The organism is Streptomyces sp. NPDC012935, assembly GCF_042900345.1.
GTDB lineage: Bacteria > Actinomycetota > Actinomycetes > Streptomycetales > Streptomycetaceae > Streptomyces.
This window is the reverse complement of the sequence record NZ_JBIBBC010000002.1, coordinates 125171-150553: the sequence shown is the minus strand read 5'-3', so window position 1 is coordinate 150553 and position 25383 is coordinate 125171. Positions and strand designations below refer to the sequence as shown.

General features: G+C 70.8%; 22 protein-coding genes, 4 tRNA genes and 2 pseudogenes. 14 read left to right on the top strand and 14 right to left on the bottom strand.

Annotation, left to right across the window (positions count from 1 at the left end; all coding sequences use genetic code 11):
• Positions 1-80 precede the first annotated feature (80 nt).
• Positions 81-167: transfer RNA gene (locus ACFY5C_RS06025), tRNA-Ser, on the top strand.
• Between the two features lie 259 nt (positions 168-426).
• On the opposite strand, the gene ACFY5C_RS06020 is transcribed toward ACFY5C_RS06025, so the two are convergent.
• Positions 427-501, bottom strand: a tRNA-Trp gene (locus tag ACFY5C_RS06020).
• A gap of 433 nt (positions 502-934) precedes the next feature.
• Here ACFY5C_RS06020 and ACFY5C_RS06015 point away from each other — a divergent pair.
• The gene (locus ACFY5C_RS06015; RefSeq protein WP_389440990.1) at positions 935-1324 is read left to right on the top strand and encodes a hypothetical protein; all 390 of its coding nucleotides are present in this window, start codon (positions 935-937) and stop codon (positions 1322-1324) included.
• Between the two features lie 353 nt (positions 1325-1677).
• Here the strand turns inward: ACFY5C_RS06015 and ACFY5C_RS06010 are convergent, their stop codons facing one another.
• The 5 genes from ACFY5C_RS06010 to ACFY5C_RS05990 all read right to left on the bottom strand — a co-directional run bounded on the left by ACFY5C_RS06010 (position 1678) and on the right by ACFY5C_RS05990 (position 4801).
• Complete coding sequence (locus tag ACFY5C_RS06010) at positions 1678-2031, bottom strand: VOC family protein (protein ID WP_389440987.1); 354 nt, start codon at positions 2029-2031, stop codon at positions 1678-1680.
• 143 nt (positions 2032-2174) lie between these two features.
• Positions 2175-2543, bottom strand: coding sequence for an amphi-Trp domain-containing protein (locus ACFY5C_RS06005; RefSeq protein ID WP_389440985.1), 369 nt, complete (start codon positions 2541-2543; stop codon positions 2175-2177).
• A 103-nt stretch (positions 2544-2646) separates the two neighbouring features.
• Entirely contained in the window at positions 2647-3177 is a 531-nt protein-coding gene (locus tag ACFY5C_RS06000; RefSeq protein ID WP_389440983.1) for a DinB family protein, read from the bottom strand.
• Positions 3178-3428: 251 nt separating this feature from the next.
• Positions 3429-3860 carry a hypothetical protein gene (locus tag ACFY5C_RS05995; RefSeq protein ID WP_389440981.1) on the bottom strand — a complete coding sequence of 144 codons (432 nt, stop codon included), beginning with the start codon at positions 3858-3860 and terminating at the stop codon, positions 3429-3431.
• Between the two features lie 74 nt (positions 3861-3934).
• Complete coding sequence (locus tag ACFY5C_RS05990; protein WP_389440978.1) at positions 3935-4801, bottom strand: bifunctional DNA primase/polymerase; 867 nt, start codon at positions 4799-4801, stop codon at positions 3935-3937.
• A 378-nt stretch (positions 4802-5179) separates the two neighbouring features.
• Between ACFY5C_RS05990 and ACFY5C_RS05985 the strand changes: the two genes are divergently transcribed.
• The 6 genes from ACFY5C_RS05985 to ACFY5C_RS05960 all read left to right on the top strand — a co-directional run bounded on the left by ACFY5C_RS05985 (position 5180) and on the right by ACFY5C_RS05960 (position 11132).
• Positions 5180-5506 (top strand): hypothetical protein, encoded by a 327-nt coding sequence (locus tag ACFY5C_RS05985; protein WP_389440976.1) that lies wholly within the window; start codon positions 5180-5182, stop codon positions 5504-5506.
• A gap of 308 nt (positions 5507-5814) precedes the next feature.
• Positions 5815-6768: a bifunctional MaoC family dehydratase N-terminal/OB-fold nucleic acid binding domain-containing protein gene (locus ACFY5C_RS05980; protein WP_389442169.1), complete on the top strand. Its 954-nt coding sequence runs from the start codon at positions 5815-5817 to the stop codon at positions 6766-6768.
• A gap of 62 nt (positions 6769-6830) precedes the next feature.
• Positions 6831-7223, top strand: a complete 393-nt coding sequence (locus tag ACFY5C_RS05975; RefSeq protein ID WP_389440973.1) for a MaoC family dehydratase — start codon at positions 6831-6833, stop codon at positions 7221-7223.
• Positions 7220-8386 carry a lipid-transfer protein gene (locus ACFY5C_RS05970; RefSeq protein WP_389440972.1) on the top strand — a complete coding sequence of 389 codons (1167 nt, stop codon included), beginning with the start codon at positions 7220-7222 and terminating at the stop codon, positions 8384-8386. Before ACFY5C_RS05975 ends, ACFY5C_RS05970 begins: the two co-directional genes overlap by 4 nt.
• A gap of 171 nt (positions 8387-8557) precedes the next feature.
• The gene (locus ACFY5C_RS05965) at positions 8558-9118 is read left to right on the top strand and encodes a SigE family RNA polymerase sigma factor (protein ID WP_389440970.1); all 561 of its coding nucleotides are present in this window, start codon (positions 8558-8560) and stop codon (positions 9116-9118) included.
• 358 nt (positions 9119-9476) lie between these two features.
• Positions 9477-11132, top strand: a complete 1656-nt coding sequence (locus ACFY5C_RS05960) for a long-chain fatty acid--CoA ligase (RefSeq protein ID WP_389440968.1) — start codon at positions 9477-9479, stop codon at positions 11130-11132.
• A 179-nt stretch (positions 11133-11311) separates the two neighbouring features.
• Here ACFY5C_RS05960 and ACFY5C_RS05955 read toward each other — a convergent pair whose 3' ends face one another.
• Both ACFY5C_RS05955 and ACFY5C_RS05950 read right to left on the bottom strand, forming a co-directional pair.
• A complete protein-coding gene (locus ACFY5C_RS05955; protein ID WP_389440966.1) occupies positions 11312-15619 on the bottom strand; it encodes a PAS domain-containing protein in 4308 nt (1435 codons plus the stop codon).
• 311 nt (positions 15620-15930) lie between these two features.
• The gene (locus ACFY5C_RS05950) at positions 15931-16440 is read right to left on the bottom strand and encodes an SSI family serine proteinase inhibitor (protein ID WP_389440964.1); all 510 of its coding nucleotides are present in this window, start codon (positions 16438-16440) and stop codon (positions 15931-15933) included.
• A gap of 204 nt (positions 16441-16644) precedes the next feature.
• Between ACFY5C_RS05950 and ACFY5C_RS05945 the strand changes: the two genes are divergently transcribed.
• The 3 genes from ACFY5C_RS05945 (at position 16645) to ACFY5C_RS05935 (ending at position 19024) form a co-directional block, all read left to right on the top strand.
• Positions 16645-16735, top strand: a tRNA-Ser gene (locus ACFY5C_RS05945).
• A 203-nt stretch (positions 16736-16938) separates the two neighbouring features.
• A tRNA-Arg gene (locus tag ACFY5C_RS05940) sits at positions 16939-17011 on the top strand.
• 636 nt (positions 17012-17647) lie between these two features.
• Positions 17648-19024 carry a hypothetical protein gene (locus ACFY5C_RS05935; protein WP_389440961.1) on the top strand — a complete coding sequence of 459 codons (1377 nt, stop codon included), beginning with the start codon at positions 17648-17650 and terminating at the stop codon, positions 19022-19024.
• Positions 19025-19078: 54 nt separating this feature from the next.
• Here ACFY5C_RS05935 and ACFY5C_RS05930 read toward each other — a convergent pair whose 3' ends face one another.
• From ACFY5C_RS05930 to ACFY5C_RS05905, 6 genes and pseudogenes are all read right to left on the bottom strand, one after another.
• Positions 19079-19882: a calcium-binding protein gene (locus ACFY5C_RS05930; RefSeq protein WP_389440958.1), complete on the bottom strand. Its 804-nt coding sequence runs from the start codon at positions 19880-19882 to the stop codon at positions 19079-19081.
• 67 nt (positions 19883-19949) lie between these two features.
• Entirely contained in the window at positions 19950-20267 is a 318-nt protein-coding gene (locus ACFY5C_RS05925) for a hypothetical protein (RefSeq protein WP_389440956.1), read from the bottom strand.
• A 200-nt stretch (positions 20268-20467) separates the two neighbouring features.
• Positions 20468-21514, bottom strand: a complete 1047-nt coding sequence (locus ACFY5C_RS05920; RefSeq protein WP_389440954.1) for an MASE1 domain-containing protein — start codon at positions 21512-21514, stop codon at positions 20468-20470.
• A 43-nt stretch (positions 21515-21557) separates the two neighbouring features.
• Positions 21558-22403, bottom strand: a complete 846-nt coding sequence (locus ACFY5C_RS05915; protein WP_389440952.1) for a PP2C family protein-serine/threonine phosphatase — start codon at positions 22401-22403, stop codon at positions 21558-21560.
• Positions 22404-22533: 130 nt separating this feature from the next.
• Positions 22534-22874 (bottom strand): annotated as a pseudogene (locus ACFY5C_RS05910) (PP2C family protein-serine/threonine phosphatase); the annotation flags it as partial.
• Between the two features lie 183 nt (positions 22875-23057).
• Positions 23058-23540, bottom strand: a complete 483-nt coding sequence (locus ACFY5C_RS05905) for a MarR family winged helix-turn-helix transcriptional regulator (protein ID WP_389440949.1) — start codon at positions 23538-23540, stop codon at positions 23058-23060.
• A 90-nt stretch (positions 23541-23630) separates the two neighbouring features.
• Between ACFY5C_RS05905 and ACFY5C_RS05900 the strand changes: the two genes are divergently transcribed.
• The 3 genes and pseudogenes from ACFY5C_RS05900 to ACFY5C_RS05890 all read left to right on the top strand — a co-directional run bounded on the left by ACFY5C_RS05900 (position 23631) and on the right by ACFY5C_RS05890 (position 25160).
• Positions 23631-24017 (top strand): HGxxPAAW family protein, encoded by a 387-nt coding sequence (locus ACFY5C_RS05900; protein ID WP_389440946.1) that lies wholly within the window; start codon positions 23631-23633, stop codon positions 24015-24017.
• Positions 24014-24202, top strand: a pseudogene (locus ACFY5C_RS05895) (hypothetical protein); the annotation flags it as partial. The gene ACFY5C_RS05900 and the pseudogene ACFY5C_RS05895, both read left to right, overlap by 4 nt.
• 70 nt (positions 24203-24272) lie before the next feature.
• The gene (locus ACFY5C_RS05890; protein ID WP_389440943.1) at positions 24273-25160 is read left to right on the top strand and encodes a DUF2797 domain-containing protein; all 888 of its coding nucleotides are present in this window, start codon (positions 24273-24275) and stop codon (positions 25158-25160) included.
• The last annotated feature ends 223 nt before the right edge of the window (positions 25161-25383 follow it).

Here is a 25383-nt window from a genome sequence, read left to right as displayed (position 1 = left end):
CCCCATGTGGACCACGCACTCCGTATAGCCCGCGCTGCCGGTAGGCTGTAGCCGCTCCGGCGCAGGTGGGCCGGGGCCGAGGTGGGTTGCCCGAGCGGCCTAAGGGAACGGTCTTGAAAACCGTCGTGGCAGCGATGTCACCGTGGGTTCAAATCCCACACCCACCGCATGTGAACGGCCCCTGACCTGCTGGATCGGTCAGGGGCCGTTGGCATGTCCAGGCACCGCTGGCCCCCGGTGTTCCCCGTGGCTCCCCGGTCGAGCGGGCACGACAGGGGCATGGCACGCATAGCCTCTGGCCATGGCTGCTGTTGATCCGACTGGCGTGTAGAGAGAGCGCGAGACGGGGCGGATCGCCCTCAACGGTTGGACTGCTCGCTAACGCCGCCACTCGAACCGAGGGTTGCTTCGTGATCGCTCAAGGGGGCGGGACGACCGGATTCGAACCGGCGTCCCCGCGGTTCTGGAGACCGCTCGCGTCGACCACTGCGCTACGTCCCGCCCTTGGCCGCGATCGTTGCGGCTGACGGATCTGCCAAGCCATCACCTTCCCCTGGCGCGACGCGGACGGGAAAGGCAGACGGGGTGGGGGTTCCCCGCGCATGCCCCAGCTCGTTCGGCACTCGCGAACGGGGTCCTGTCCATCCCGGAGTCTCAGCGCAACCGCTGGATCACCGGCTCGGCCACTCAAACGCGAGCGTTGCTGCCCGGCAATACGGCTGGCGGCGCCGGTCGTCGGCCGCGATGACCAGGTGGCGGCAACGGCGGATGCATGGCTCGGACGGCAAGGGATCGGCTCTCCCGAAGTGCACAACCCGCTCTGGGACGCCCGCACTTGTGACGTCCGTGGCCGGCGACGCGGTCAGGGCCCGCACAGGCGCCTGTCCAATTCACGCCTATGCGCTGCGCATATGCGCCGATACTCTGCGTGCCCATGGGGAAAGTAGTGCGTCTGTACTGGGGATACATGGTGGCTGCTGCCTTGGTCGTTGCCTGGAGCCAGCAATGGGCATTGCCGGTGATCGCGGCTCTGTCAGTCGGTGTCTCGGCCTATGCCGCCTTCCAGGTGCCGGTCTGGTGCGGAGCCGTCAACCGAGACGGGCAGACCTACTGCCGCAACAACGCTTACGGCGTGTTGATGGGCTGCTCGAAGCGTCAGCACAGGTGGCAGAAGATCAAGATGATCGTCCTGCGCAGCAAGGTGGGAAACGTCAGCCGCTCCGTGTTCCCAACGGCCAAAGAGAAGTTCAACGGCGCTCTCGCTGTAGGGGGCCTGCTGTCTGCTGCCGCCGCAGTGATCGTTCCTGTTGTGACTGGTGGTTGAGCGAGCACGGCGAGCGTGGCTGCGACTGCGGCGGCGCGGGTTCGCCGGTCTGACCTTGGCAGAAGCTGGTGAACGGCCCCTGACCGGGTGAAGGGGTCAGGGGCCGTTCTCGTGCGCGACACCTGCACGTCGCGGGGGATGCCTCCGGGCAAAGCATCTCGAGCTTGGCCGTGGGCACTCGGAGATGGTTGCCGCCCAAGGGGGTCCGATGTCCGTGACCGTCCCGATCGCCTACAAGGGGCTTGACTCAATGCCCACTTGGTTCGTTGTCGTGGTCGCGGTGCTGGCTACGGTCGGGATCGTCCTGGCCTATCGGCGGGGGCGTTGACGGCCACGCGTGCCCTCATCGGTTTTCACTTACGCCGTTGGGCAAGGACACAGAACTCGTTGCCTTCAGGGTCTGCCATGACGACCCACGACTGGTCACCCTGGCCGATGTCCACGCGCTTCGCGCCGAGAGCCTCGAGGCGTGCCACCTCGGCGTCCTGGTCATCAGGCCTGAAGTCGAGATGCAGACGGCTCTTGGCCTTCTTGGCCTCATCAAGCCGGACGAAGTCCAACCCTGGCAGGCTATCCGGCTCCGGGCGGATCTCGAACTCGTCGTCATCGGAGTGGACCACAACCCAACCAAGAGCCGTGGCCCACCACTGCCCCAAGGTCACCGGATCCGCCGAGTGAACAATTACCTGTTCCCATTCCAAGGTCATGTGCCGAGCCTAGGCACACCGTGACTTCGAGAACAGGCGTTCCTTCCGCTCGCCGCTCGCCGCTCGCCGCTCGCCGCTCGCCGCTCGCCGCTCGCCGCTCGCCGCTCTCACGTGCTGCGCTGCGAAGCGCGGTGCCGCCGAGTTCAGGACTGCTTCGCTCCGGCCCGCTTCCCGGCAGCGGTGGATCGCTTTGCTGTGGCCGGCTTCGCAGTCGTCCGCTTCGCAGTCGTCCGCTTCGTGGCGGCCCGCTCTTCTGTCGGCGGCGACGACGCCGACCGCGCGGCCGGTGTGATCGGCCACTTGAGCTCGATCTCGAGTTCGATCTCCCCATCCTCGACCTCGAACTCGATCTCACTGTGAAGGTCGGCAGGGATCCGCAGACTCAACTTCCAGGGATCGATTTCCAGTTCGGCGTCCCCGCCCTGCCGCAAAGCGGCCGCGAGCGCCGCGAGCTGATCAGCCGCCTCCAGGCGGGAGAGGGAGCGCTTCTGCTCAAACTTGAGGTCCGTCATGGCGTCTCCGATCCGATCCAGCGCACAAAACACCCGGTAATGCCCATTCTGGGGGTGCGGGCCGAGTTGGACATCTCGTGGCGACGTGCAGTGAAATCCCAGGTCAGCCGCCCGTACGGCTCGCCCGCAGCAGCCTCAACTGCCCGATCTCCGCGGCGTTCTTCATCAGCTCGGCGTTCACCCAGCCGATCATGTGGGCGACGGTGTACTGCGGGTCCTTCGGCCACGGGAACGGCGCCGTGGCGTCGAGATCCGCGTCGTCGAGCCCCTCCAGTGCTGTCAGCCAGTCCGCGCGCAGGTCGCGCAGCCAGGCGACGGCTGCCGTGCCGTCGCCGGGCCACGCGACGTCGGTCCGCTCCCGGGGCGGGCGTCCTCGCAGATGGTCCGTGGCCACGCTCCACCACCAGCCGATGTGCCAGCTGACCCAGGCGATCGTCGGCACCGGGACCGGTTCGGGCTCCGTCTCTGCCCAGTCCGGCACCCAGGTGCCGTCGTCGGCCCGGCGCACCGTCCAGCAGTGCGGCCCCGGTTTCCACAGGAAGTCCTCGGGCCGGAGCCGCTCGAGGTGGTACTCGAACAACGCCCAGGTCAGATCGAACTGCCAGCGCAGCAGGTCACGTCGGGAAACGCTCATCGGCCGACCTTGGCACAGGGGCTCCCCCGCGGGGCAAGCCGATTTCCCCACCCCCGCTACCCCGGGAGGGCTGCCTTCAGGGCCGTAGGGCGCGAGAGCCCGCAGCGCGCGAGAGGCCGTAGGACGTGGAGACCGTAGCCCGCGGGAGGCCGTAGGACGTGAGAGCCCGTAGCCCGCGAGAGGCCGTAGGGCGTGACGGGCCGTAGCACGCTGGAACGCTGGAGGTCGTAGCGTGCCGGAGACCGCGATCCCTAGAGCTCGTAGTCCCGCGCCAGCCCCTCCCAATCCACCTCGCGCAGCGCCTCCTCCGCATCGCAGCCGTACGGCACGTGCGTGGTCGGCTGGAACCAGATGATCGTGAGAGCGGAGCGGTGGAGGACCGGGTCGCGGTCGCGGTCGAGGGCCGTGGAGTGGAAGGCGCCGACGCAGGCCACGGAGGGCAGCACCTCGACGGGGCCGAACGCACCCGCGTACTGGTCGGGATAGTCGCGTGGCGGCGGCACGAGGTGCACCGGCGCGGACGGGTGGGCACGTTCCGCGGTGTGGACGAGGCCCTTGATCTTCATGTCGTTGACCAGCCTGCACGGGTAGCCCTCCAGCATTCCGCCGTACGTCGAGGAGAGCCGCAGCTCGGCGAGGTCGAGCGAGCGGCCGGACGTGAGGACGACTCGGGTCAGCGACATGGTCGGCACTCTAGGGCGGTGGTGCATCGAGCTCCCGTGCATTTTTCGAGGCCTCGGTCGGGCGGCTGCGCCCGTCAGGGCCGGTGCCTCGTCATCCGCGCCGCCGACGCGATCGTCGCGCGGGCCTCGCGTTCGGTCAGGCCGGTGTTGAGTGCCGCCTCGACAAGGGGGTCGACGAGGGCGGGGCCGATGCCGTCCTCGTAGGCCCGGCAGGCAGCCCAGAACAGGCGGGTGTTGCGCTGGCCCTCATGGGCGGCGAGCACGAACTGGACGAGCCCCTGGCCGTGGTCGCCGGCCGACGGGGGCGTGAAGTGGTGCGTACGGGGCGGGGGGAGCAGAAGGCGCAGGAGGGCGCGCGGGCAGGGTGCGGGGGTTATGTGGGAGGTGCCGGGAGCGGTGCTGTAGGTGCCGTGGTCGGTGCGGGAGCCGGGGCCGACGAGGTAGCCGCCGGCGCCTCGGATGTCGATGCCGGGTGCGAGGCGCCCCGCCGAGTTGGGGACGACGACGTCGGCCGGGCCGGTCAGCCAGAGGTGGCGGCCGCCGCTGGGGGTCAGGACGACCACCGTGGGCGGAATGGTGAACAGGTGGCGCAGGGCCAGTTCGCGCAGGGCGGCGGAGGAGTCCGTACCGGACTTGGTGTCGAGGTCGATGCCGATCAGGTGGTGCGGGGGCAGGCCGCAGGCGATGCCGTAGCCCGTGGCCCAGGGGGCGGCGGCGAAGAGTTCGCGGATGCGGGCCGGGTTGGTGGAGGCGTCGTAGACCCCGTGTCCGAAGCGGCCGCACTCGCCGTGGCAGGGCGCGGGATCGGGGTCGTCGCGGTGTGGGGAGCGCAGGGCCGGGAGCTTCGTCCGGGACAGGGGGATGACGGCCAGTCCGCGTTCGGCGGCTGACAGGGCGTGTGCGAGGGCCAGCGTCGTGGCCTGCCGGTCGGTGGTGGCCATGCCTCTATGTTCGTACGTGTGTTCGAAAAAAGAAAGAGGGGGAGGGTGTGACTCGCCGGGCGACCCGCCGGTCGGCAGGGATTGGCCGGAAGTGCGCGGGAACCTTTCCTCCCTTGTGGGGCTTGGGGCGGAGCTGCCCGTACTGCCCTGTCTTGGGAGTTGGAAGTGGCGAAAGGGGTTTATCGACTTGTCATCACGCTTCAGGGCGAATAGGGGCTTCCGGGGTGGTTCGCCGGGGATTCGGTGGGCAACTCTGATCTCGCGACGTCGTGCAGAACTCCGGGGCGGTCGGCCAACTGCCCGGGAACGAGCAGTACTTCATGCACCACCAATGCGTCCGGCGGGGAGCCTGGGCGCACCTGTTCTGGAGGAACAAACATGGCAAGCATCCGTACCGCCCGCGTCATCGCCGCCGTCTCCGCACTCCCGCTGGCCGCCGCCCTCTTCGCCGGCGTCGCGACGGCGGACAACGGCGCCTTCGCGGACGACGGATCCAGCGCGGCTGTCACGACCGCCGCTCAGGGCCTCATCGGCAGCGGGGTCGGCGGCGACAACTACGGCACCTCGTCCACCACCCAGCAGCAGGCGACCGGCTCCGGCGCCTCGAACCAGAGCAACACCGCCCAGGTCAACGGCTCCGCGTTCACCTCCGTCAACCAGGGCAACGACAACACGTCCGTCAACTTCACGCCGCTCTGGTGGTGAGCTGAGGGGGTCGGTGCCCCGTGCTCAGGCACCGGCCTCCTCGGACTGTGTGGGGTGTGCTCTGTAGGTGCAACGCGTCTGTGCGGCGGTACTTCGGTACCGCCGCACAGGCGTTTTCTGCGGCCTTGACAGTGTGTCGTATCTGACGGACAGTCAGAAACCTTCGTAGGGCCTCGTGGACGTTCCCGAGAAGTGGTGGGAACCGGATCGGCGGTCGCGGTGTACCAGAAGTGTCAGTGCGATGCGCCGTGGGGCGATGAGGACGAGGGGTGGCGACGGTGAGCTACGAGTCGGTGGTGAGCCATGAGGTGAAAGCGGGAGACGAGTTCGCGACGCGGCTCAAGGCTTACGAGGGGCGGCGCGCCGCCGTGGCCCGCGCCGGCAGGGACCCCGTCAATATGCCCATGATCCGGCACTGGTGCGAGGCGATGGGCGACACCAACCCGGCGTACTCGGGACCGGACGCCATTGCGCCGCCCACCATGCTCCAGGCGTGGACCATGAGCGGCCTCGTCGGCCATACGGGACGCACGCACGCGTACGACGACCTGCTCGGCCTGCTCGACGAGGCGGGTTTCACCTCGGTGGTCGCCACGGACTGCGAGCAGGAGTATTTACGGCCCCTGCGCCCGGGGGACGAGATCACCTTCGACTCGGTGATCGAGTCGATCTCGGAGAAGAAGACGACGAAGCTGGGCACGGGGTACTTCGTCACCACCCGCATGGACATCCGCGTCGGCCCCGACCTCGTAGGCACCCACCGCTTCCGCATCCTCAAGTACGCGCCCATACGTCGGGCAGGGCGGGAGCAGCCATCACAGCCGGACCGGCGGCAGAAGCCCGCACGCCCTCGCCCCGTCGTCAACCGCGACAACGCCGGCTTCTGGGAGGGCGTGGAGCAGCACAGACTGCTCATCCAGCGCTGTACCGGCTGCGGCACCCTCCGCCACCCCTGGCTGCCCGGCTGCAACGCCTGCGGCGGGCCGGACTGGGACACGGTCGAGGCGAGTGGCGAGGGGACGGTCTATTCGTACGTCGTGATGCACCACCCCCCGTTCCCCGCCTTCGATCCTCCGTACGCGGTCGGCCTGATCGAACTGGCCGAAGGGGTGCGGATGATCGGCAACGTGCTGGGGGTGCCGTACGACAAGGTGCGCATCGGGCTGCCGGTGCGGCTCGAATTCCAGGAGTACGAGGAGGAGTTGGCGCTGCCGGTCTGGCGCGTTCAGGAGGCCGAGGGGATGCAGGGGGCGGACACATGACGGGCGGTGAGGGAGTGACGGGGAGGCGCTTGACGGGCGGTGAGGGAGTGAGAGGGAGGCACATGAAGGCCGGTGACGAACTGCCTCCGCTGGAGGTCCCGATCACCCGCACGCTGGTCGTCGCCGGCGCCATCGCCTCACGCGACTACCAGGACGTGCACCACGACGCGGAGCTGGCCCGCCAGAAGGGCTCCCCCGACATCTTCATGAACATCCTGACGACGAACGGCCTGGTCGGCCGCTACATCACGGACCACTTCGGACCGACAGCCGTCCTGCGCAAGGTGGCCATTCGTCTCGGAGCGCCCAACTACCCGGGAGACACGATGGTGTTGACGGGCAAGGTCGAGGCAGTCGACGGCGGCACGGCGACGGTTCGGGTGACCGGCGCGAACGGCATCGGCAAGCACGTGACCGGGACGGTGACGGTGACCGTGCCGGAGGGCCCGGCATGAGCGTGCGGGCGCGGGACGCCCTCGCCGGGCGGGCGGCGATCGTCGGTGTCGGGGCCACCGAGTTCTCCAAGGACTCGGGGCGCAGTGAGCTGCGGCTGGCGGTGGAAGCGGTGCGGGCAGCGCTGGACGACGCGGGGCTGACGCCGGGGGATGTGGACGGGATGGTGACGTTCACCATGGACACCAGCCCGGAGATCACCGTCGCCCAGGCGTGCGGAATGGGTGAGCTGTCCTTCTTCTCCCGCGTCCACTACGGCGGCGGCGCGGCCTGTGCGACGGTCCAGCAGGCGGCGCTCGCCGTGGCGACGGGGATTGCGGAGGTGGTGGTCTGCTACCGGGCCTTCAACGAGCGGTCGGGGCGGCGCTTCGGCTCGGGAGTACAGCACCGGGAGCCGTCGGCGGAGGGCGTGGCGCTGGGCTGGTCGTTGCCGTTCGGGCTGCTCACCCCCGCCTCCTGGGTGGCGATGGCGGCGCAGCGGTATCTGCACACCTACGGGCTGACGCCGGAGGCCTTCGGACATGTGGCGGTCATGGACCGCAAGTACGCCGCGACCAACCCGGCCGCGTACTTCCACGGCAGACCCATCACCCTCGCCGACCACGCGGCCTCCCGCTGGATCGTCGAGCCGCTGCGGCTGCTGGACTGCTGCCAGGAGACGGATGGCGGCCAGGCGATCGTCGTCACGTCCGTCGACCGGGCCCGTGACCTGCCCCACCCGCCGGCCGTCATAGCGGCAGCGGCCCAGGGCGCCGGCCGCGGGCAGGAGCAGATGACGAGCTTCTACCGGGACGACCTCGCCGGCCTGCCCGAGACGGCCGTGGTGGCGCGGCAGCTGTGGCGGACGGCGGGGCTGGGGCCGGGGGAGATCGACGTGGGGATTCTGTACGACCACTTCACTCCTTTTGTGCTGATGCAGCTGGAGGAGTTCGGGTTCTGCGGAAAGGGGGAGGCCGCGGACTTCGTGGCCGAGGAGAGGCTGCCGCTCAACACTCACGGGGGGCAGCTCGGGGAGGCGTATCTGCACGGGATGAACGGAATAGCGGAGGGGGTGAGGCAGGTGCAGGGCAGGTCGGTGAACCAGATACGCGGGGCGGAGCGGGTGCTGGTGACGGCGGGGACAGGGGTGCCGACATCGGGGCTGGTCCTGACCGCCGACGGCTGATCCAGGCCTCGCTGTCGGCGGATGACCCTCAGGGGTAATCCCGCAGTATGCGTCCGTCGCTCGTCCACCTTCAGGAGGTGGAGTCAGCCCCACCCCTACAACCTGAGGCGGACGTTGCTTCGGCACCTGCGGCCGATCCGCTCAAGCAGGGGCCGCTCATAGCGTGGAGCCATGACCACACCCGTCTGCACCAGCGCTTCCGACGCCGCGACGCGGTCCTTTCCGAACGCGACGTATCCCTCCTTCACGTCGTACGTGCGGGCCCGCCAGCCGGTGCTGCTGCGTACCGCCCGGTCGCTGACCGCGAACCCGTGCGACGCGGAGGACCTGCTGCAGACCGCGCTCACCAAGACATACGTGGCCTGGGAGCGCATCGAGGACCATCGCGCGCTCGACGGCTATGTGCGCAGGGCGCTGCTGAACACGCGGACGTCGCAGTGGCGCAAGCGCAAGGTCGACGAGTTCGCCTGCGACGAGCTGCCCGAGCCCGAGCCCACCCCCGGCCACGACGACGACCCGGCGGAGCAGCAGGCGCTGCACGACGCCATGTGGCGCGCGATCATGCGGCTGCCGGCGCGGCAGCGGGCGATGGTCGTCCTGCGGTATTACGAGGACCTCAGCGAGGTCCAGACGGCCGAGGTGCTCGGCGTCTCCGTGGGCACGGTGAAGTCGGCGGTGTCGAGAGCCCTGGGGAAGCTGCGAGAGGACCCTGAGCTGGTGCTGGTCCGGTAGGGCGGACGCCGACGCCAGACCGAAGCAGGGCCGACGCCGACGCCGGCACCGAAGCAAGGGCGGCGCCCGAAGCAAGGCCGCCACCGAAACTAGGGCGCGGCCGAAGCAAGGCCGGCGCCGAAGCAAGGCCGGCGCCGAAGCAAGGCCGGCGCCGAAGCAAGGCCGGCGCCGAAGCAAGGCCGGCACCGAAACAAGGGCGGCACCGAAACAAGGCCACCGCCCCGCCTACCGTCACAGCCCCGTGAACGCAACGTGACGTGATCGATCAGCCGGTACTAGTGACATACCGCGCGGTATGCGCGCAGAATCTCCGCAACCCTTACTACCGCGTAGGCAATGTCGCCCCGGGAGGACCGCCGTGCTGAGCACCATGCAGGACGTACCGCTGCTGATCTCGAGGATCCTGACCCACGGGTCTACGATCCACGGAACATCGCAGGTCACCAGCTGGACCGGTGAGGCGGAGCCGCATCGCCGTTCCTTCGCCGAGGTCGGCGATCGCGCGGCCCAGCTCGCGCACGCCCTGCGCGAGGACCTGGGCGTGGCCGGCGACGAACGGGTCGCGACCCTGATGTGGAACAACGCCGAGCACGTCGAGGCCTACTTCGCGATCCCCTCCATGGGCGCGATCCTGCACACGCTCAACCTGCGCCTCCCGGCCGAGCAGCTGGCCTGGATCGTCAACCACGCGGCGGACCGGGTCGTCATCGCCAATGGTTCGCTCCTCCCCCTGCTGGTGCCGCTGCTGCCGCACCTCAAGACGGTGGAGCATGTGGTGGTGTCGGGGCCGGGTGACCGTTCGGGCCTCGCGGCCGCCGACGTCCAGGTGCACGAGTACGAGGAACTGATCGCCGACAAGCCGACCACGTACGACTGGCCGGAGCTGGACGAGCGGCAGGCCGCCGCCATGTGCTACACCTCCGGCACCACGGGCGACCCGAAGGGCGTCGTCTACTCGCACCGTTCGATCTACCTGCACTCCATGCAGGTCAACATGACCCAGTCGATGGGCCTGACGGACCAGGACACCTCGCTCGTGGTGGTGCCCCAGTTCCACGTCAACGCCTGGGGTCTGCCGCACGCCACCTTCATGACCGGCGTCAACATGCTGATGCCGGACCGCTTCCTTCAGCCCGCGCCCCTCGCCGAGATGATCGAGCGCGAGAAGCCGACCCATGCGGCCGCCGTGCCCACCATCTGGCAGGGCCTGCTCGCAGAGCTCACCGCGAGCCCCCGGGACGTCTCCAGCCTCGGCCAGGTCACCATCGGCGGCTCGGCCTGCCCGCCGTCGCTGATGGCGGCGTTCGACGAGCTCGGCATGCGGGTCTGTCACGCCTGGGGCATGACGGAGACCTCGCCGCTCGGCACGGTCGCCCGGCCGCCGGCCCACGCGGTCGGTACGGAGGAGGAGTTCGCGTACCGGTTGACGCAGGGCCGTTTCCCGACGAGCGTCGAGGCCCGGCTCACCGGCCCCGGCGGCGAGCGCATCCCCTGGGACGGCGAGTCGGCGGGCGAGCTGGAGGTGCGCGGCCCCTGGATCGCGGGCGCGTACTACAACGGCCCCGACGCCGAACCGCTGCGCCCCGCCGACAAGTTCAGCGAGGACGGCTGGCTGAAGACCGGCGACGTCGGCACCATTTCCGCCGACGGATTCCTCACCCTCACCGACCGCGCCAAGGACGTCATCAAGTCCGGCGGCGAGTGGATCTCCTCGGTCGACCTGGAGAACGCGCTGATGTCCCACCCGGACGTCGCCGAGGCCGCCGTGGTCGCCGTCCCCGACGAGAAGTGGGGCGAGCGTCCGCTGGCCACGGTGGTCCTCAAGGAGGGCGCAAGCGCCGACTTCGAGACCCTGCGCGCCTTCCTCGCCGACGAGGGCAAGATCGCAAAGTGGCAGCTGCCGGAGCGGTGGACGGTCATCGCGGCGGTGCCGAAGACGAGCGTCGGCAAGTTCGACAAGAAGGTGCTGCGCAGGCAGTACGCCGAGGGCGGCCTGGACGTCACCCAGCTCTGACGGGGCGTCGTTGCGGGGAACCGTCGTGGGGCGGGCAGCTGCGGGTGGTCCGTGGCTGCCCGCCCCACGCGTCGGTAGCCGCACATCGAGACAGCCCCGCGCCCCTTTTCAGGGGGGGGGCAGGGGGGCACATCGAGACAGTCCCGCGCCCCCTTTCAGGGGCGCCACGGCACGGTCGGTCAGTTGGTACCGATCCGTGCCAGCAGGTCCACGATCCGGCTCTGCACCTCACCGCTCGTGGACCGTTCGGCCAGGAACAGCACCGTCTCGCCCGAGGCCAGGCGGGGCAGGTCGGCCTGGTCGACGGCGGCGGTGTAGACGACGAGCGGGGTGCGGTTGAGCTGCCCGTTCGCGCGCAGCCAGTCGACGATCCCGGCCCGGCGCCGATGCACCTGCAGCAGGTCCATCACCACCAGGTTCGGCCGGAAATCACCCGCCAGCGCCACCGCGTCGGCATCACTCGCGGCCCGTGCCACCTGCATCCCGCGCCGCTCCAACGTCGCGGTCAGCGCCAACGCGATCTCCGCGTGCTCCTCGATCAGCAGCACCCGCGGCGGGTGCTGCTCACTGTCCCGCGGCGCCAGCGCCTTGAGCAGTACGGCGGGGTCGGCGCCGTACGCCGCCTCCCGCGAGGCCTGTCCGAGGCCCGCGGTCACCATCACCGGTACCGACGCGGCGACCGCGGCCTGCCGCAGCGACTGCAGCGCGGTCCGTGTGATCGGCCCGGTCAGCGGGTCGACGAACAGCGCGGCGGGGAACGCCGCGATCTGCGCGTCGACCTCCTCGCGCGAGTGCACGATGACCGGCCGGTAGCCGCGGTCGCTCAGCGCCTGCTGGGTCGTCACATCCGGGGCGGGCCACACCAGCAGCCGCCGCGGGTTGTCGAGCGGCTCCGGCGGAAGCTCGTCGTCCATCGGCTGCGGCCGCGGAGTGTCGGCGACCTCGACGGCCCCGCCCGGACCGTCCAGCGGCTCGGGCCCCTCGGCGGCGTTCTCGTCCGGCGCGCCTATGGCGTACGACCGCCCGGCCGCCTCGGCCGTGGGCGCCAGCCGCGACTGCCCGGCCAGCGACGGCTGGGGCTGGGGCTGGGACGCGGGTTGCCCGCCGAGCGACTGCTGCGACTGTGCGGGCACCGGCTGCTCGGTCGGCGGATGCGGCCGCGCCGCCTGCTCCGGCGAAGCGCCGGGCCGCGTGGCGGGGTCGGGCGGTGTGCCCAGCTTGCGGCGCCGTCCGCCGCTGGTCTGATGCGGGGGAGGCGTGGCCGACGACTGCGCGGGCGGCGTCGGCTGCTGCACCTGCGCGGCCTGCCGCGTGAACGGCACCCCCTGCCCCAACGTCCGCACGCTGATCGCCCGGCCCTGCGTCGAGTTCGGGTCGACGGGCGCGGCCGGGGCACCCGAAGCGCCGGCTTCGGCGGGCAGCGGCTGGGCCGCCCGCTCGGTCTGTCCGGCCGCGGCTTCCGGAGGCAGCGGCGTGCCCGGAGCCGGGGTGCCCGAGGCGGGCTGGGGCTGGGCCGGCTGAGGGCTGTTCGGCTTCGGCGGTACGGGGGCGCCCGGCGCGGCCTGCGGGGGTACGGGCGTGCCGGCAGCGACGTTCGCCGGTACGGCAGTCCCGGCGTCCGGGGTGTCATCGGCGGCGGGCCACGGCTGCGGGGCCGGGGTGCCTTGAGCCGGGGTGCCCTGCTCGGGGGCTGCCTGACCGGGGGCCGCCTCGGCGGGGAGGGGCAGGCTCGGGGCAGCGGGGTTCGGCGCGGCGGCCGGCACGGGCTGGTCCGCAACCGGCTGGCCCACGGCCCGTCGGCGACGTCCGGTCGGAGCGCTGGTCGGATGCGGCTGCGGCGGGGTGTGGTCCGCGGCCTGATCGTGCGGCACGGCATCGTGTCGACCCTCGTCGACGAGAACGTCCCCAGCAATGCCCTGCCCGGCAGCCGGCACCTGCGCGGGCGCAGGGACCTGCCCCGGAACCTGACCCTGCGGAGGAGCCGGGATCGCCCCCGGAGCCACAGCACCCGGAGCCACAGGGGCACCCGGCGCCCCAGCCACACCCGGCGCCCCAGCGATACCCGGCGTCACAGCCGCGGCCGGAGAGGGAGCCGCAGCCGGCTCACCGCCGCCCTGCTCCTCCCCCCTGCTGACAGCACTCCGGTCCGCCGCCGCGGGCGGCAGCGCGAACACCGGGCGAGGCCCGGCCTCCTGCGCCTGCGCGGCACCCCGCTCGGCGGCCGTGGCCAGGGCACGTCGACGCCGCCCGGACGGCTGCGGAGCATCGCCCGAGCCGGCCGTACCGGACCCGGAAGCCGAAGCGGAGGAACCGGCAGCGGGCAGGGCGGGCGGCAGAGCGTGCTGCTCCCCGCCGTCCCGCCGGGCGCGTCGTCCGCCGGGCGCGGGCACGCCCTGCGGAGGTACGGTCCCGCCCAGGCCGTTCCCGGTGGCCGCGGCCCCCGCCGCATGCTCGGCGGCCGTGACGACTGCACCCTCGGCGACGCCGTCCCCGCCGTCCTCGGCAGGCCGTCCACGCCGCCGCCCGGTACCGCCGGAGGGCTCGCCGCCGGCATCCGCCGCACCCTGGGGCAGCTCCGGAGCGGCAGCTGCTGCCCGCCTGCGCCGCCGCCCGGTGGGCGCGGAGCCCTCCGCGGCAGCGGAATCGGCAGCGGAATCGGCACCGGGCCTGTCGCTGTCCAGGAAGGCGTCCACGGAGGACCGCCGGGCCCGCCGTCGCCCCCCGGCACCGCCACCCTGCTCGGCACCGGTAGCCGCAGCGGCACCCTCGGTCCCGTCAGCGACCTCAGGCGCGACGCCGTCCACGGGGGCGGCCGGAACGGCTCCCGCCCCACCCCCGATGGGCACTTCGAGGACGTAGGCACTGCCGCTCATCCCCGGCACCTCGTGCGTCTGCAGCACCCCGCCATGGGCCCGCACGATCCCGCGCACGATCGGCTCGTGCACCGGGTCTCCCCCGGCATACGGCCCACGCACCTCGATCCGTACGACCTCACCGCGCTGTGCCGCGGCGACGACCACGGTGTTGTCCATGTAACCGCCCGCCGACACGGGCGAGTTCCCGGTGGCGTCGACCCCCGCGACATCCGCGACGAGATGCGCGAGCGCGGTGGCCAGGCGTTGCGGGTCGACCTCGGCCTCGATGGGCGGCGCGTGCACGGCGAACTGCACCCGCCCCGGCCCGATGAGCTCGACGGCCCCGTCGACACCCGCGGCGACGACGGCGTCGAGCATGACCTTCGTACGGGAGACCTGGTCGGTCCCCGAGTCGAGCTGCTGGTACCCGAGGACGTTGTCGATGAGAGTCGTGATCCGGGAGTAGCCGGCCGACAGATGATGGAGCACCTGGTTGGCCTCGGGCCACAGCTGCCCGGCGTCGTCCGCGGCGAGCGCGGCCAGTTCACGGCGGAGTTCGTCGAGCGGGCCCCGCAGTGAGCCCGCGAGCAGCGTCAGCAACTGCTCATGCCGAGCCGCCAGCGCCTCGTACCGGTCCTTCTCCCGCTCCCCGAGCGCGGCGTACCGATCCTCGCCCGCGGCGAGCTCCTCGGCGTGCAGCTCCTGGAGCTCCTCGACCTCGTTCACGTGCTTCTGCCGCAGGGCCGTCAGTTCGGAGGCGTGCTCCTCGGCGAGCCGCTCCAGCTCCTGGGCGTGCCGCTCCTCGGCGGTGGTCTTCTCCTCGGCGAGGGCGTCGTAGGGCCGACGGTCGGTGAAGGTCATCACGGCGCCGACGAGCTGGTCGCCGTCGCGTACGGGCGCGGTGGTCAGGTCGACGGACACCTCGTCCCCGCCCTTGGACCACAGCACCTGCCCACGCACCCGGTGCTTGCGCCCCGAGCGCAGGGTGTCGGCGAGCGCGGACTCCTCGTACGGGAAGGGCGACCCGTCGGCCCGGGAGTGCAGGACGAGCGTGTGCAGCTCGCGTCCGCCGAGGTCGCTGGCCCGGTAACCCAGTATCTGAGCGGCGGCCGGGTTGACGAGCACGATCCGCCCGTCGGTGTCGGTGCCCACGACACCTTCCGAAGCGGCCCGCAGGATCATCTCGGTCTGCCGCTGCGAACGCGCCAGCTCGGCCTCGGTGTCGACGGTGCCGGTCAGATCCCGTACGACGAGCATGAGCAGCTCGTCACCGCCGTAGCCGTATCCGTCGTAGGCCTGTTGCCCGTTCTCGAGATTCGCGGACGTGACCTCGACCGGGAACTCGCTGCCGTCGGTCCGCCTGGCCATCATCCGGGTCGGCTTGGTCCGGCCCTGCGGATCCATGTGGTCGGGCCGCCGCATGGACCCCGGGATCAGCTTGGAGTCGAACTGCGGCAGCAGATCGAGCAGCCCCCGCCCCACCAGAGCCGTCCCCGGCGTCTCGAAGGCCTCCAGGGCGATGGTGTTGGCGTTGACGACGGTCCCATTGGCGTTGACCAGCACCAACGCATCGGGAAGCGCGTCGAGTATGGCTGCGAGGCGAGCAGCGCCTCGGGATGGCCTGCTGCTCACGAGACGCTTCCTCCCTGTTACCGCACCTTGCCGACCGCTCGGGCCATCTTGCCAACCGGCCCGCGACGTGTCACGCGAGGGAGTCTAAAGGCTGGGGTTGCGCTCGCGACGCCGGATGAGAGGGAGGTCGCACGACGCAGTGACCCAGAACGTATGACCGCCTGTGCCGACGTCCTGCCAGCGCCCTTCGGACTTCGCGAGACCTTCGCGGGACTTTTACGGGGCCGATGCTTCCCCCATGGAAAGCCTGTGCGACGGCGTACCGGACCCCCTGCTTCCCTGACGTGGCGCGCTGCGGTGCTGTCGTGCGGCTACGGCCGCCCCTGCTGCCGCAGGTCGGGAAGGAGCGGCACGAGCCGGTCCCAGCGGTCGATCTCGCACCCGTTACTGCGGTCGTACCGCGCGTCGACGGGGCGCCCGGCCCAGGTCCCGGTGACATGGGCGGTGGCCGGCCCGCCGTACTGCATGGTGCAGAAGCCGTCCCGCGCCGCCGGGGCGAAGGTGTCCCTGCCCCACCTGCTACCGCGTTCGAGTACCGCACAGGCGTCGGCCGCGTCGGGGTGATCACCGCCGGCCGGGTGGCAGGACAGCTCAAAGGTCCCGTCGGCACCGCCGCCGGCGTTGCGGACGGTGACGGTGAGGTGGTCGCCGGAGCGGCCGGGGTCCTTCAGGGACGGGGGCGCCAGGGGGACCGGCGCGGCCTGGGCGTGCGCGGCGGCGGGCGCGACGGAGGTGACGCCGACGGCGACGAGGGAGCCGGCGGCGACGAAGAGCAGCCGACGGAGGCGCCGGGCCGGGGCGGAACGCTTGACCTGCAACATGACCTGACTAACGCCGCACCTCCGCGGACGTTGCGGCCCCGCCCCTCCCTGCCCGGCGCTCCGCGAAGCGTGCCGGGAAGCGCGCCGGGAAGAGCTTTGCCCTGTGGCCTACCCGCCTAGTACCGTGGAGGTCGATTGGTGACAGCACGCTCGACTGTGTCATCATCTGCACGCACCACTCGCGCTCGCGCGGGCGGCTGTGCTGGAGGCGTCGCCTAGTCCGGTCTATGGCGCCGCACTGCTAATGCGGTTTGGGCCTTAAAGCCCATCGAGGGTTCAAATCCCTCCGCCTCCGCGCTAGATCACGAAGCCCCGGTCCTCGGACCGGGGCTTCGGCGTTTTGCGGCCTCGCCGAGATCCGGCCCCATCGGACCGTTTCCGCAGGTCACAAGGGGTATGGCAAACGGATTTCACATGGCGGCGGCAGTCATGTAATGTTCTTCCTGTCGCCGCGAGCGGGCCGGAAGGGCCGGGAGCGGCGGGAAAACAGAACAACAAGCACTCGTAGCTTAACGGATAGAGCATCTGACTACGGATCAGAAGGTTGCAGGTTCGAATCCTGCCGAGTGCACACAATTCGAAGGCCCCGGATCACTCCGGGGCCTTCGGCATTTCCGGGCCCTGGTCCAGGGAGCGTTGGTGCGGTCGTCGCGGCCCGGGGAGTCGTGCTGGACGTCCTGGGCTTCCCGAGGCCCAACTCTCCAAGCAAGCGCCGAGTTGGCCGGGCCTGCGGGCTAGCGTCACGTGTGCGGTCTCGGCCGCGATCCCCGTCTCGCTCATGGACGTGCGGCTCGCCCTGCCAGGAGACTGTGCCCAGCGCGTGGTTGGCCTGAAGGCGGGGGATCGACCAGAGCAGGGTGGCCAGGAGAGGGCGGTCACGAACGACTGCACGGCGCGGCGCTGCCCGGTGCGGTCACCGCCGGTACGGCGCGGACCCCGGCCCGCCCCGTGTCCACGACCATGAACACCAGGGTCGTAGTGCCCGTGCGGCCGCCGGGATCTTGTCCCTCGGCGCTCGGTGGCTTCCCGGCCGGCTCCGCACTGAGTGATCCCCTGGTGTGACGTCCGGCTCGGGCTCTGCGCTGGAGGAGTGCCGCCTGTCGATCATGACAGTGGCAGTGACGAGCACAGTGCCTGACCGCTGTGCTCGTTGTGCCTTCCGCGGAGCTCACCTCCAGACGTTCTACTGAAGGAAGCGACCGACCACGTGCGCATAAGACAGTTCGCACAAGGAGCAGCACTTTCCGCTGCCCTGAGCCTCTCGTTCCTCGGCCTCGGAACGACCGCGGCCGCCGCGGACACCAGTAGCCCACTGCCGATCAGCTCGTATCGGGACATCGCCGTCGACGCGGCCCATCAGCAGGTCTTTCTCAGTGACCCGTTCGGTGACAGCGTTCTCGTGACGGACTACACGGGCCAGGTCGTCAAGCAGATCAGCGGTGCGGACGGCGCCTGGGGATTCGCGCTGTCCAGCGACTCCAGGACGCTGTACGTGGCGCTGCGCGACGCCGGTGCGATCGCCGCGATCGACACCGTCACTCTGCAGGAGACCGCCAGGTACGACACCGGCACCGGCGCGGGTGCCTATGCCGGTCCGACGTCCCTCGCGCTGGCCGGAGGCAGGGTCTGGTTCGGCTACAGCCTCGACACGTGGAGGGGCGCCCTGGGCTCCCTGGACCTGAGGGGCGCGCAGCCGGTCGTCACCCGGGGCCAGGGCCTCGACATGTTCCGCGGCTCGCCCCGCCTGGCCGCCGCGCCGCAGGATCCGAACACTCTCGTGGCTGCCGAGTCCGACGGCAACGCAGCCGCCGTGGCGGTGTACGACGTGAGTACCGGTCGGGCCGACACCCGGGTGCAGCGCGTCGATCCGGGGCCGGACGGATGCGAGAGCCTGCAGGACCTCGCCCTGACGCCGGACGGCCGGCAGGTCGTCCTCGCCTGCGCCGCGGCTCATTACCACCAGGTGCTGCGCACGGCCGACCTGGCGGACGACGGCATCCAGACCACCAACTGGTCCCCCACCGCCGTGGCGATCGCCCCCGACGGCACGACAGCGGCGGGCGTCTACGGGCCCTCCTGGTCCGACGTGCAGCTGTTCGCGCAGGGAGACTCCACGGCCTACACCGCCTGGGACTTCCAGGCGCCCTCCGAGTACGCCGACACCACCCTCCTGCCCGGCGGTCTGGCCTGGGCCCCGGACGGCAGCCGGATCTTCGCAGTCACCGAGACCAGCGGCTCTTCGTCCCTGACGTTGCAGGTCCTGAACCACCCGCAGGTCGCCACCACCGTCACCGTGCAAGCGCCTGCCTCGTCGCCCCGGAACCAGCAGCTCACCCTCACCGGAAAGCTCGTGGCGCCGGTGGGCTTCGGCGCGGGGACCACCGTCGACATCTGGCGGCTCGACGACCCCATGGCGGGTGAGGGCACGCTGATCGGCTCCGCGACCGTCGCCGCGGACGGCACGTTCCACTACACCGACCAGCCGAAGGCCAAGGGCGAGGTGCAGTACACCGTCCAGTACTACGGCGACGCCCGGCATGCCTATGCCTATGGCTCGGTCACGGTCAACGTCACCTCTGACTGAGTCTCCATGCGAAACCCCCAGGTCACAGACCTGGGGGTTGTTGTTGGTTCCGGGTTACTGCACGTCCACGAAGTCGCCGGTCGCGTTGACGGCCGGGGTGGTGGTGGTGCCTGCGAAGTTCCAGCGCCAGTAGCCGTCCTCGGACGCGGGGACCGTGGCCGTCAGGTTGCCGGTGCTGGAGGTGTACACCGTCTTGATGGTGGTGTAGGCCGTGGTACCGGCCTTGCGGAACTGGAGCCTGACCGGCTGGTTGGTGTAGCCCCGGTAATCGAGATTGTCCCAGTCGGCCCGGCTGAGTTTGCCGGTGACGGTGAGGGTCTTGCCCTTGGCGATCGGTTCCGGGGCCGCGTTCACGGTGAGTTTGGAGTGCCTCTGCAGCCGGGTCGTGGTGTAGCTCGCCGAGTGGGTCCAGCTGTCGTCATTGGCCACCCCCTGCACACTGACCTTCCAGGTGCCGGCATGGGCATTGGTGAGGGCGGTGCCGCCGTACTTCCAGTCCGGTTCGAGGGAGATCGTCTGCGAGCAGGTGGAAGTGGTGGCACTGGAGGCGACACAGTCCGCATGGGAGTAGTACTGGTCCGACACGATGCGGTCGGCGTAGGTCTCGTAGGGGTTCGCACCATCCGGCCCACGCCACAGGACGAAGTCCGCGTCCTGGACACCCGACGGGTGGGTGAAGGTCCCGGAAACCGTGATCGTCTTGGCGTAGAGACCGACGACGGTGTTCTTGCCACCGTCGAAGGAGACGTTGCTGATCTGGACGTCGGTCTGGGTCTCGTCCCCGTAGGCACCGGGGGCGGCGAAGCAGGCCAGCGCGGCGACGGCACTGAACAGGGCGATGGCAGCGCGATTGCGCATGCGTCTCCTTCACAGAGGGCAAAGTGGGAACCCGCCGAGCGGGTGGCAACGGGGCGGTCGGAGCCGGTCAGGGACCGGTGACCGACCTGAGGGCGCTGGTCCTGGTGTAGCTGTACGGGGGCGTCGACTTGGGGACGACCGGGTGGAGGACCAGCACGCCGTCGCCGTCGTCGCCGAGCACCTCGAACTTGCCGGTGCTGTGGGAACGGGTCCACACGATCATCGAGTAGCCGTCGAGGCCGGTCGCGAGCGCGGGCGTCCAGCCGGAGGCCGACACGTTCCACGTCGACGTCCACGCCGCCTCGGCGTTCATGGCCATCGTCGCGGTGACCGCGATCCCGGCCGCCGGGGCGGCCGAAACCCCGGCAAGAGCACGGCGCTTCACCGAACGCCGATGCCGCGCTGCAGGCGGTGCCACTCTCATTGCCCCCAGTTCATTTCCATGACTCAGGCACAGCCGTCACACGGGCTGTCCGCAATTCCCAGCGCACCTGCATGCTCAAACGTCACATGCGATACGGACGGGCCGACCGAGGCCACCAGTCATCCCTGACCGTTCGTCCGTGCGGACGCCATGGCGAGCCGCTAGGCCCCCCGTTGGCGGGTGCCTCCGAGAGCGCGTTGAGGGTTCGCGCCGGAGCTGTGGATCGAGTCGGTTCGGGGCGGCTGTTTGCTGAGGGGGCGGTCCGCTGCGAGTTGGGTCAGGGCCTCTGTCAGGTCGTCGCAGGCGTCCTGGAGGGCCTGGAGGGTTTGGTTCCGTTCGGTGATCACTGCTGAGAGCAGGAGCGTCGTCAGGGCGACGGTGCCGTTGAAGGCCTGAAGAACGACCATCTTGGCGAGGAGGTCCTGGCCGGCGAAGGGGCCCGAGCCGGCGGCGCCCGCGCTGATCGCGATGACGGATGCGGTGAGGGCGCAGGGGGCGGCGCCGTGGAGTTGGAAGCGGAAGGCTGCCCAGATCAGGAAGGGGACGACCAGGAAGAGCAGGTCGGCCGAGCTGTGGGTGGCGACCAGGGTGATCGTCGCCGTGCCGCCCAGCAGGAGCAGGGCCTCCGCGCCGCGCAGCACCGGGGAGTCCCGGGGCAGGCGGGCGGTGCGGGCGGCCAGCAGGAGCGGGGCGATGAACAGGACGCCCATCGCGTCGCCCGTCCACCACACCGACCAGGTCGCCCAGAAGTCGCCGGCCGGCAGCGCGTCGGCGGCCACCAGGACGCCCGTGCCGATGGTCGCGCTGATCACCATGCCGCCCAGGGCGCCGAGGAAGACCAGGGCGAGGGCGTCCTGCAGCCGGTCCAGGGTGGTGCGGAATCCCGCGCGGCGCAGGAGGAGGCAGGCGCAGATCGGGGCGATGGTGTTGCCGGCCGCGATGGCGAGCACGGGGAGGATGGACGGTCCGAGCGTCACGTTCACCACGAACGCCCCGACCGCGACGGCCGGCCACATGCGAAGCCCCCAGAGCATCAGGGCGACGAGCGCGATGCCGGTCGGCGGCCAGAAGGGCGTGACCTGCCCTCGTACCAGTTCCTGTTCGAGGCCGAGCTCGGCGCTGCCGTAGTAGGCCGCCGCCACGGCAGCCAGGCGCAGGCCCTCGGCGCCGTACCGGCGGAGCCGCGCACCGGGCGCCACCGCGGTCATCGCCGCCCACCGCAGCGGTCGTCGTCGCGACCATGCATGCCCTTCACCCTCCGCCGGTCCACGTGCGGTCCCCGATGCTGTCGTAGCGAAGCACCAGGACCGCCGCGTCGTCGTTGTGGCCGGTGAGGTCCGCCACCTTGATCACCTGCGCGGCCAGCTCCTCCGGGTCGCTGCAGCAGGCGTAGCCGACCAGGTCGGCCACCTTCTTCATGCCGTCGTCGATCGGGTAGTCGGGGCCCTCCACCACACCATCGGTGAGCAGCACGAACGCGCCCGCGCCGGTCAGCAGCCGACGGGACGACGGGTAGTGCTCGCCGGCGTGGATGCCCAGTGGCAGGCCGCCGTCGTGCAGGACGATCTCGCAGCGGCCGCCGGTCGTCGCCCAGACGGCGGGGACGTGCCCCGCGCGGGCGTCGCTCAGCTCCCCGGTGCCCGGGTCGAAGCGCAGGAACGAGCAGGTCACGAACAGCTCGGAGGCCATCGCGACGAGCAGGTCATTGGTGCGTTCGAGCACCTCCGCGGGGTCCGTGGTGGCGGTCGCGACGGCACGCAGACAGGTCCGCACCTGCCCCATGTGCGCCGCTGCCTCGACGTCATGGCCCTGTACGTCCCCGATGGCGAACCCCACCGAACCGTCCGGCATCAGGAAGCCGTCGTACCAGTCGCCGCCGATGTCCAGCCCGCCTCGTGCGGGCGTGTACCGTCCCGCCGCCTGCAGACCGGGCAGGGCGGGGAGCTCCGCGGCGAGGACCTGGCGCTGGAGCGCGGCGGCGAGCTCGACGCGCGCCTGCTGGAGCTTGATCTGGTCCATGATCCGGCCCGTGAGATCCCCGAGCTGCTGCAACAGCTCTCTGGCGGTACCGGCCGATTCGGTGCGGCGGTGGGCCATGGCGTCACACCCCGGTTCTTGCGGAGCGCCAGATGTGGCATAACTCGCGCCTGCCGCATTGCCTCACATATATGGCGCTTTCACCGTACCCCGGCGGTGGGAGGGTCCTCCTGGTCCCGAACCGCCCCCGAACCGCCCCCGAAGGATTCGGCAGCTCAGGCAGTCCCAAGGGGGGCTCGGCAGCGCCCAGGGGCGGGTCGGCCGACAGGGGCGGGAAGGTCACCGTGCCGTCGGGTTGCAGCAGGGTGGGGGGCGGGTGGCCTGCCCCGGCTGTGGAGCAGATCCTCGTCGTGGAGTCCTGGAGTCCTGGAGTCCTGGAGTCCTGGAGTCCTGGAGTCCTGGAGTCCTGGAGCGCTGGGCGGCCACGGTGTGGACGGCGGTGCGCAGCCGGCCCGTCGTCGCCGCCTCGGGCAGGGAGTGGCCCATGACGTCGCCCACGACCAGGGCGACCTGGCCGCCCGAGAGCGGGATGGGATGACGTCAGGCCTCACGGACACGACGCCCGCCCACCGACGCGGCGTCAACACCAGGTATCTACGGTGGAGTTGAAGCGAACCCGACCGCTGGGGAGCGGCATGGGCATCGGCGTATTCATCCCCATCGGCAACAACGGCTGCGCAGTGGGACTGAGTCGGGCCAGCGGCGAGGCCGCCGTCAGGCCTTGTCCTGGTCGCGGAGTTCGTCGATGTAGGCCTGGGCGAGGCCCGTTGTCCGGGTGAACCAGTCCGTGAGTACGGCGATCTCGTCGGCGGAGTAGTCGGCGAAGAGGTCGGTCAGGCGGGCGTAGTAGGGGCCGTAGAGGGCCTCGACGCGGGTGACCGCGGACGGGACGGCGGCCACGCGGACTCGGCGGCGGTCGGTCGGGTCGGGGCGGCGGGTGACGAAGCCGGCGCGTTCCAGCCGGTTGAGGATGCCGGTCATCGCGCCGGTCGTGACATGGGCGTGCTCCGCGAGGTCGCCCGCCGTGAGGAGGTCCTCGCCGGCCTTCAGGACACAGCCGAAACAGAGCAGGTCCGTGATGTTCAGGCCCAGCCGCTGGGCCATCTCCTGCTGGCCGAGCAGGTGGGCCGCGATGAGGGAGTCCATCGCCTCCAGCGCCTGGCCCGGGGTGGCGGCGGGACGCGGCTTGGCTTGCATCTTTTCTGATTGCCTTAGCTCGTGAGAGATTGAGTCGCGAAACTTCTTACTTCATGAGAGATTCGCTGCCTGCAAGGAGGGAGCACGCACATGAGCCAGTATGACGAGGGACATACGGTCGCAGGATGGACCGGAACGGCGATCGCGACGATCGGTTCCGCCGTGGTGGGCGCGGGGATATGCACGGTCTCGGCCGTGCTGATCACAGGCGGACTCGGCATCACGGCGGCGAGCGTCCTCGTCACCTGGGCCCTGCACCTCACCGGCTGGGGCAAGCCTCCGGGCGTACGGCCGCGCGGTCAGTGGCGGATGGGGGCACGCGATCTGACCGCGCGGGACGGGCATGCGGACTGCTGGGGCTGCCGGCTGGCGGGACGGGGGCGCGGACGGGCACTGGAACGGCCTTCGGTCGCGGCGACGTCCGAGGCCGTCATTGTCACGGGCGAGCAGGAGCCCGCTGTTGCTGAAGCGCGCTGAAGCAGGCTGAAGCACGCGCCGCGCGACTCGCCGAGAACGCGCCGGTGCGCATCTCCGACTGCCTCGGCGTGTGCGCACACGCCAATGTGATCGTCGTCCAGCCCTCCGCCGCGGGCCGCGCCGCGGGCGGCCGCCCCGTCTGGCTCGGCCTCGTCAACGACCCCGAAGCCACCGAGGACATCATGAAAGGCGCACTGAGGCAGATACGGCCGCTGAACGGGCGTTGTCAGTGCCTGCCTCTACTCTCGGAGAGCGATGGCACAGGCATGGAGATGCAAGGGGCTGCGATGGTCGGCGGACGGCCCTGAGCTGGTGTGGGACGGTGGTCGGCGCTCGGCGCTGACCTGGGGGAAGCGGGTGGCCTTCGGGGTCGCGGAAGGGGGAGTGCGGACATGCGTGGGAGCGCGGGGGCATGCGTGTCCGGTGCGGGCGGTCGTGCCGGGGCGGAGCACGGGGGCGCGGTGCGAGGAGTGCGCGCGGCTGGACCGGGCGCACTCGGTGGCCGCCGACACGATCGCCGACGACCCACGCCCGTACCACGTATATCTGGCCTGGTTCGGCCCCGGGATGACCAAGGTCGGCATCACCGCCCTTGAGCGAGGCTCGGCACGCCTGCTGGAACAGGGGGCGGTCTGCTTCAGCTGGCTGGGCGTGGGTCCGCTGATGGCCGCGCGGCGCACGGAGGAACTGCTGCGGGCGGCCCTGCGGGTGCCGGACCGGATTCCGTACGCCGACAAGCGGGCGGTGCGGTCAGCGCTGCCGGGGTCGGCGGCGGAGCGTGCGGCCGAGGTGGAGGACCTGCACGCCCGGGCCGTGGCCCTTCCCGCCTGGCCGGAGTCACTCACCCGCGAGCCCTGCCGACCGGTCGACCACGCCGGGGTGTTCGGGCTGGCGGATCTGCCGGCCGCCGTCGGCCACGTGACCGAGCTCGTCGCGGGCGGGGTGGTGAGCGGGCGGTTGGCGGCGGCTGCGGGGCCGGATCTGCATGTGGGGACGGGCGGCGGGGTGGTCGTGGTCGACACGCGGTTGATGGCGGGCTGGGAACTGGTGCCGACGGGCGAAAGCGGGGAGGACGGCGAACTGACCATGCCGGTGCGGGGGTTCAGGGATCGCGAGGCGAGCGGGCAGGACGGGCTGTTCTGAACGGCGTCCCGTGCCGGGAGGGGCCCGGCATCACACCTGCCGCGGCTTGTGAAACCCCTTACCCCTCCGACGTGTTCACGTCCGTGCGCACCGGGATGGACACCGGGTACCGAGCGACTGCCGAGCGCGGCAGAGCTGGTGAGTCTCAGGTCCCCAAGGAGTTCCCAGGGACTGCCTGAGAGCCTCCTGTGCGTTTCTCAGGAAAATCACAGGTTGCAGAAAG

Bases quoted from the DNA above. Each gene is read 5' to 3' on its own strand.
- ACFY5C_RS06015 (WP_389440990.1), top strand. From the start codon at position 935: ATGGGGAAAGTAGTGCGTCTGTACTGGGGATACATGGTGGCTGCTGCC.
- ACFY5C_RS06010 (WP_389440987.1), bottom strand. From the start codon at position 2,031: ATGACCTTGGAATGGGAACAGGTAATTGTTCACTCGGCGGATCCGGTG.
- ACFY5C_RS06005 (WP_389440985.1), bottom strand. From the start codon at position 2,543: ATGACGGACCTCAAGTTTGAGCAGAAGCGCTCCCTCTCCCGCCTGGAG.
- ACFY5C_RS06000 (WP_389440983.1), bottom strand. From the start codon at position 3,177: ATGAGCGTTTCCCGACGTGACCTGCTGCGCTGGCAGTTCGATCTGACC.
- ACFY5C_RS05995 (WP_389440981.1), bottom strand. From the start codon at position 3,860: ATGTCGCTGACCCGAGTCGTCCTCACGTCCGGCCGCTCGCTCGACCTC.
- ACFY5C_RS05990 (WP_389440978.1), bottom strand. From the start codon at position 4,801: ATGGCCACCACCGACCGGCAGGCCACGACGCTGGCCCTCGCACACGCC.
- ACFY5C_RS05985 (WP_389440976.1), top strand. From the start codon at position 5,180: ATGGCAAGCATCCGTACCGCCCGCGTCATCGCCGCCGTCTCCGCACTC.
- ACFY5C_RS05975 (WP_389440973.1), top strand. From the start codon at position 6,831: ATGAAGGCCGGTGACGAACTGCCTCCGCTGGAGGTCCCGATCACCCGC.
- ACFY5C_RS05970 (WP_389440972.1), top strand. From the start codon at position 7,220: ATGAGCGTGCGGGCGCGGGACGCCCTCGCCGGGCGGGCGGCGATCGTC.
- ACFY5C_RS05965 (WP_389440970.1), top strand. From the start codon at position 8,558: ATGACCACACCCGTCTGCACCAGCGCTTCCGACGCCGCGACGCGGTCC.
- ACFY5C_RS05950 (WP_389440964.1), bottom strand. From the start codon at position 16,440: ATGTTGCAGGTCAAGCGTTCCGCCCCGGCCCGGCGCCTCCGTCGGCTG.
- ACFY5C_RS05930 (WP_389440958.1), bottom strand. From the start codon at position 19,882: ATGCGCAATCGCGCTGCCATCGCCCTGTTCAGTGCCGTCGCCGCGCTG.
- ACFY5C_RS05920 (WP_389440954.1), bottom strand. From the start codon at position 21,514: ATGACCGCGGTGGCGCCCGGTGCGCGGCTCCGCCGGTACGGCGCCGAG.
- ACFY5C_RS05915 (WP_389440952.1), bottom strand. From the start codon at position 22,403: ATGGCCCACCGCCGCACCGAATCGGCCGGTACCGCCAGAGAGCTGTTG.
- ACFY5C_RS05905 (WP_389440949.1), bottom strand. From the start codon at position 23,540: ATGCAAGCCAAGCCGCGTCCCGCCGCCACCCCGGGCCAGGCGCTGGAG.
- ACFY5C_RS05900 (WP_389440946.1), top strand. From the start codon at position 23,631: ATGAGCCAGTATGACGAGGGACATACGGTCGCAGGATGGACCGGAACG.
- ACFY5C_RS05890 (WP_389440943.1), top strand. From the start codon at position 24,273: ATGGCACAGGCATGGAGATGCAAGGGGCTGCGATGGTCGGCGGACGGC.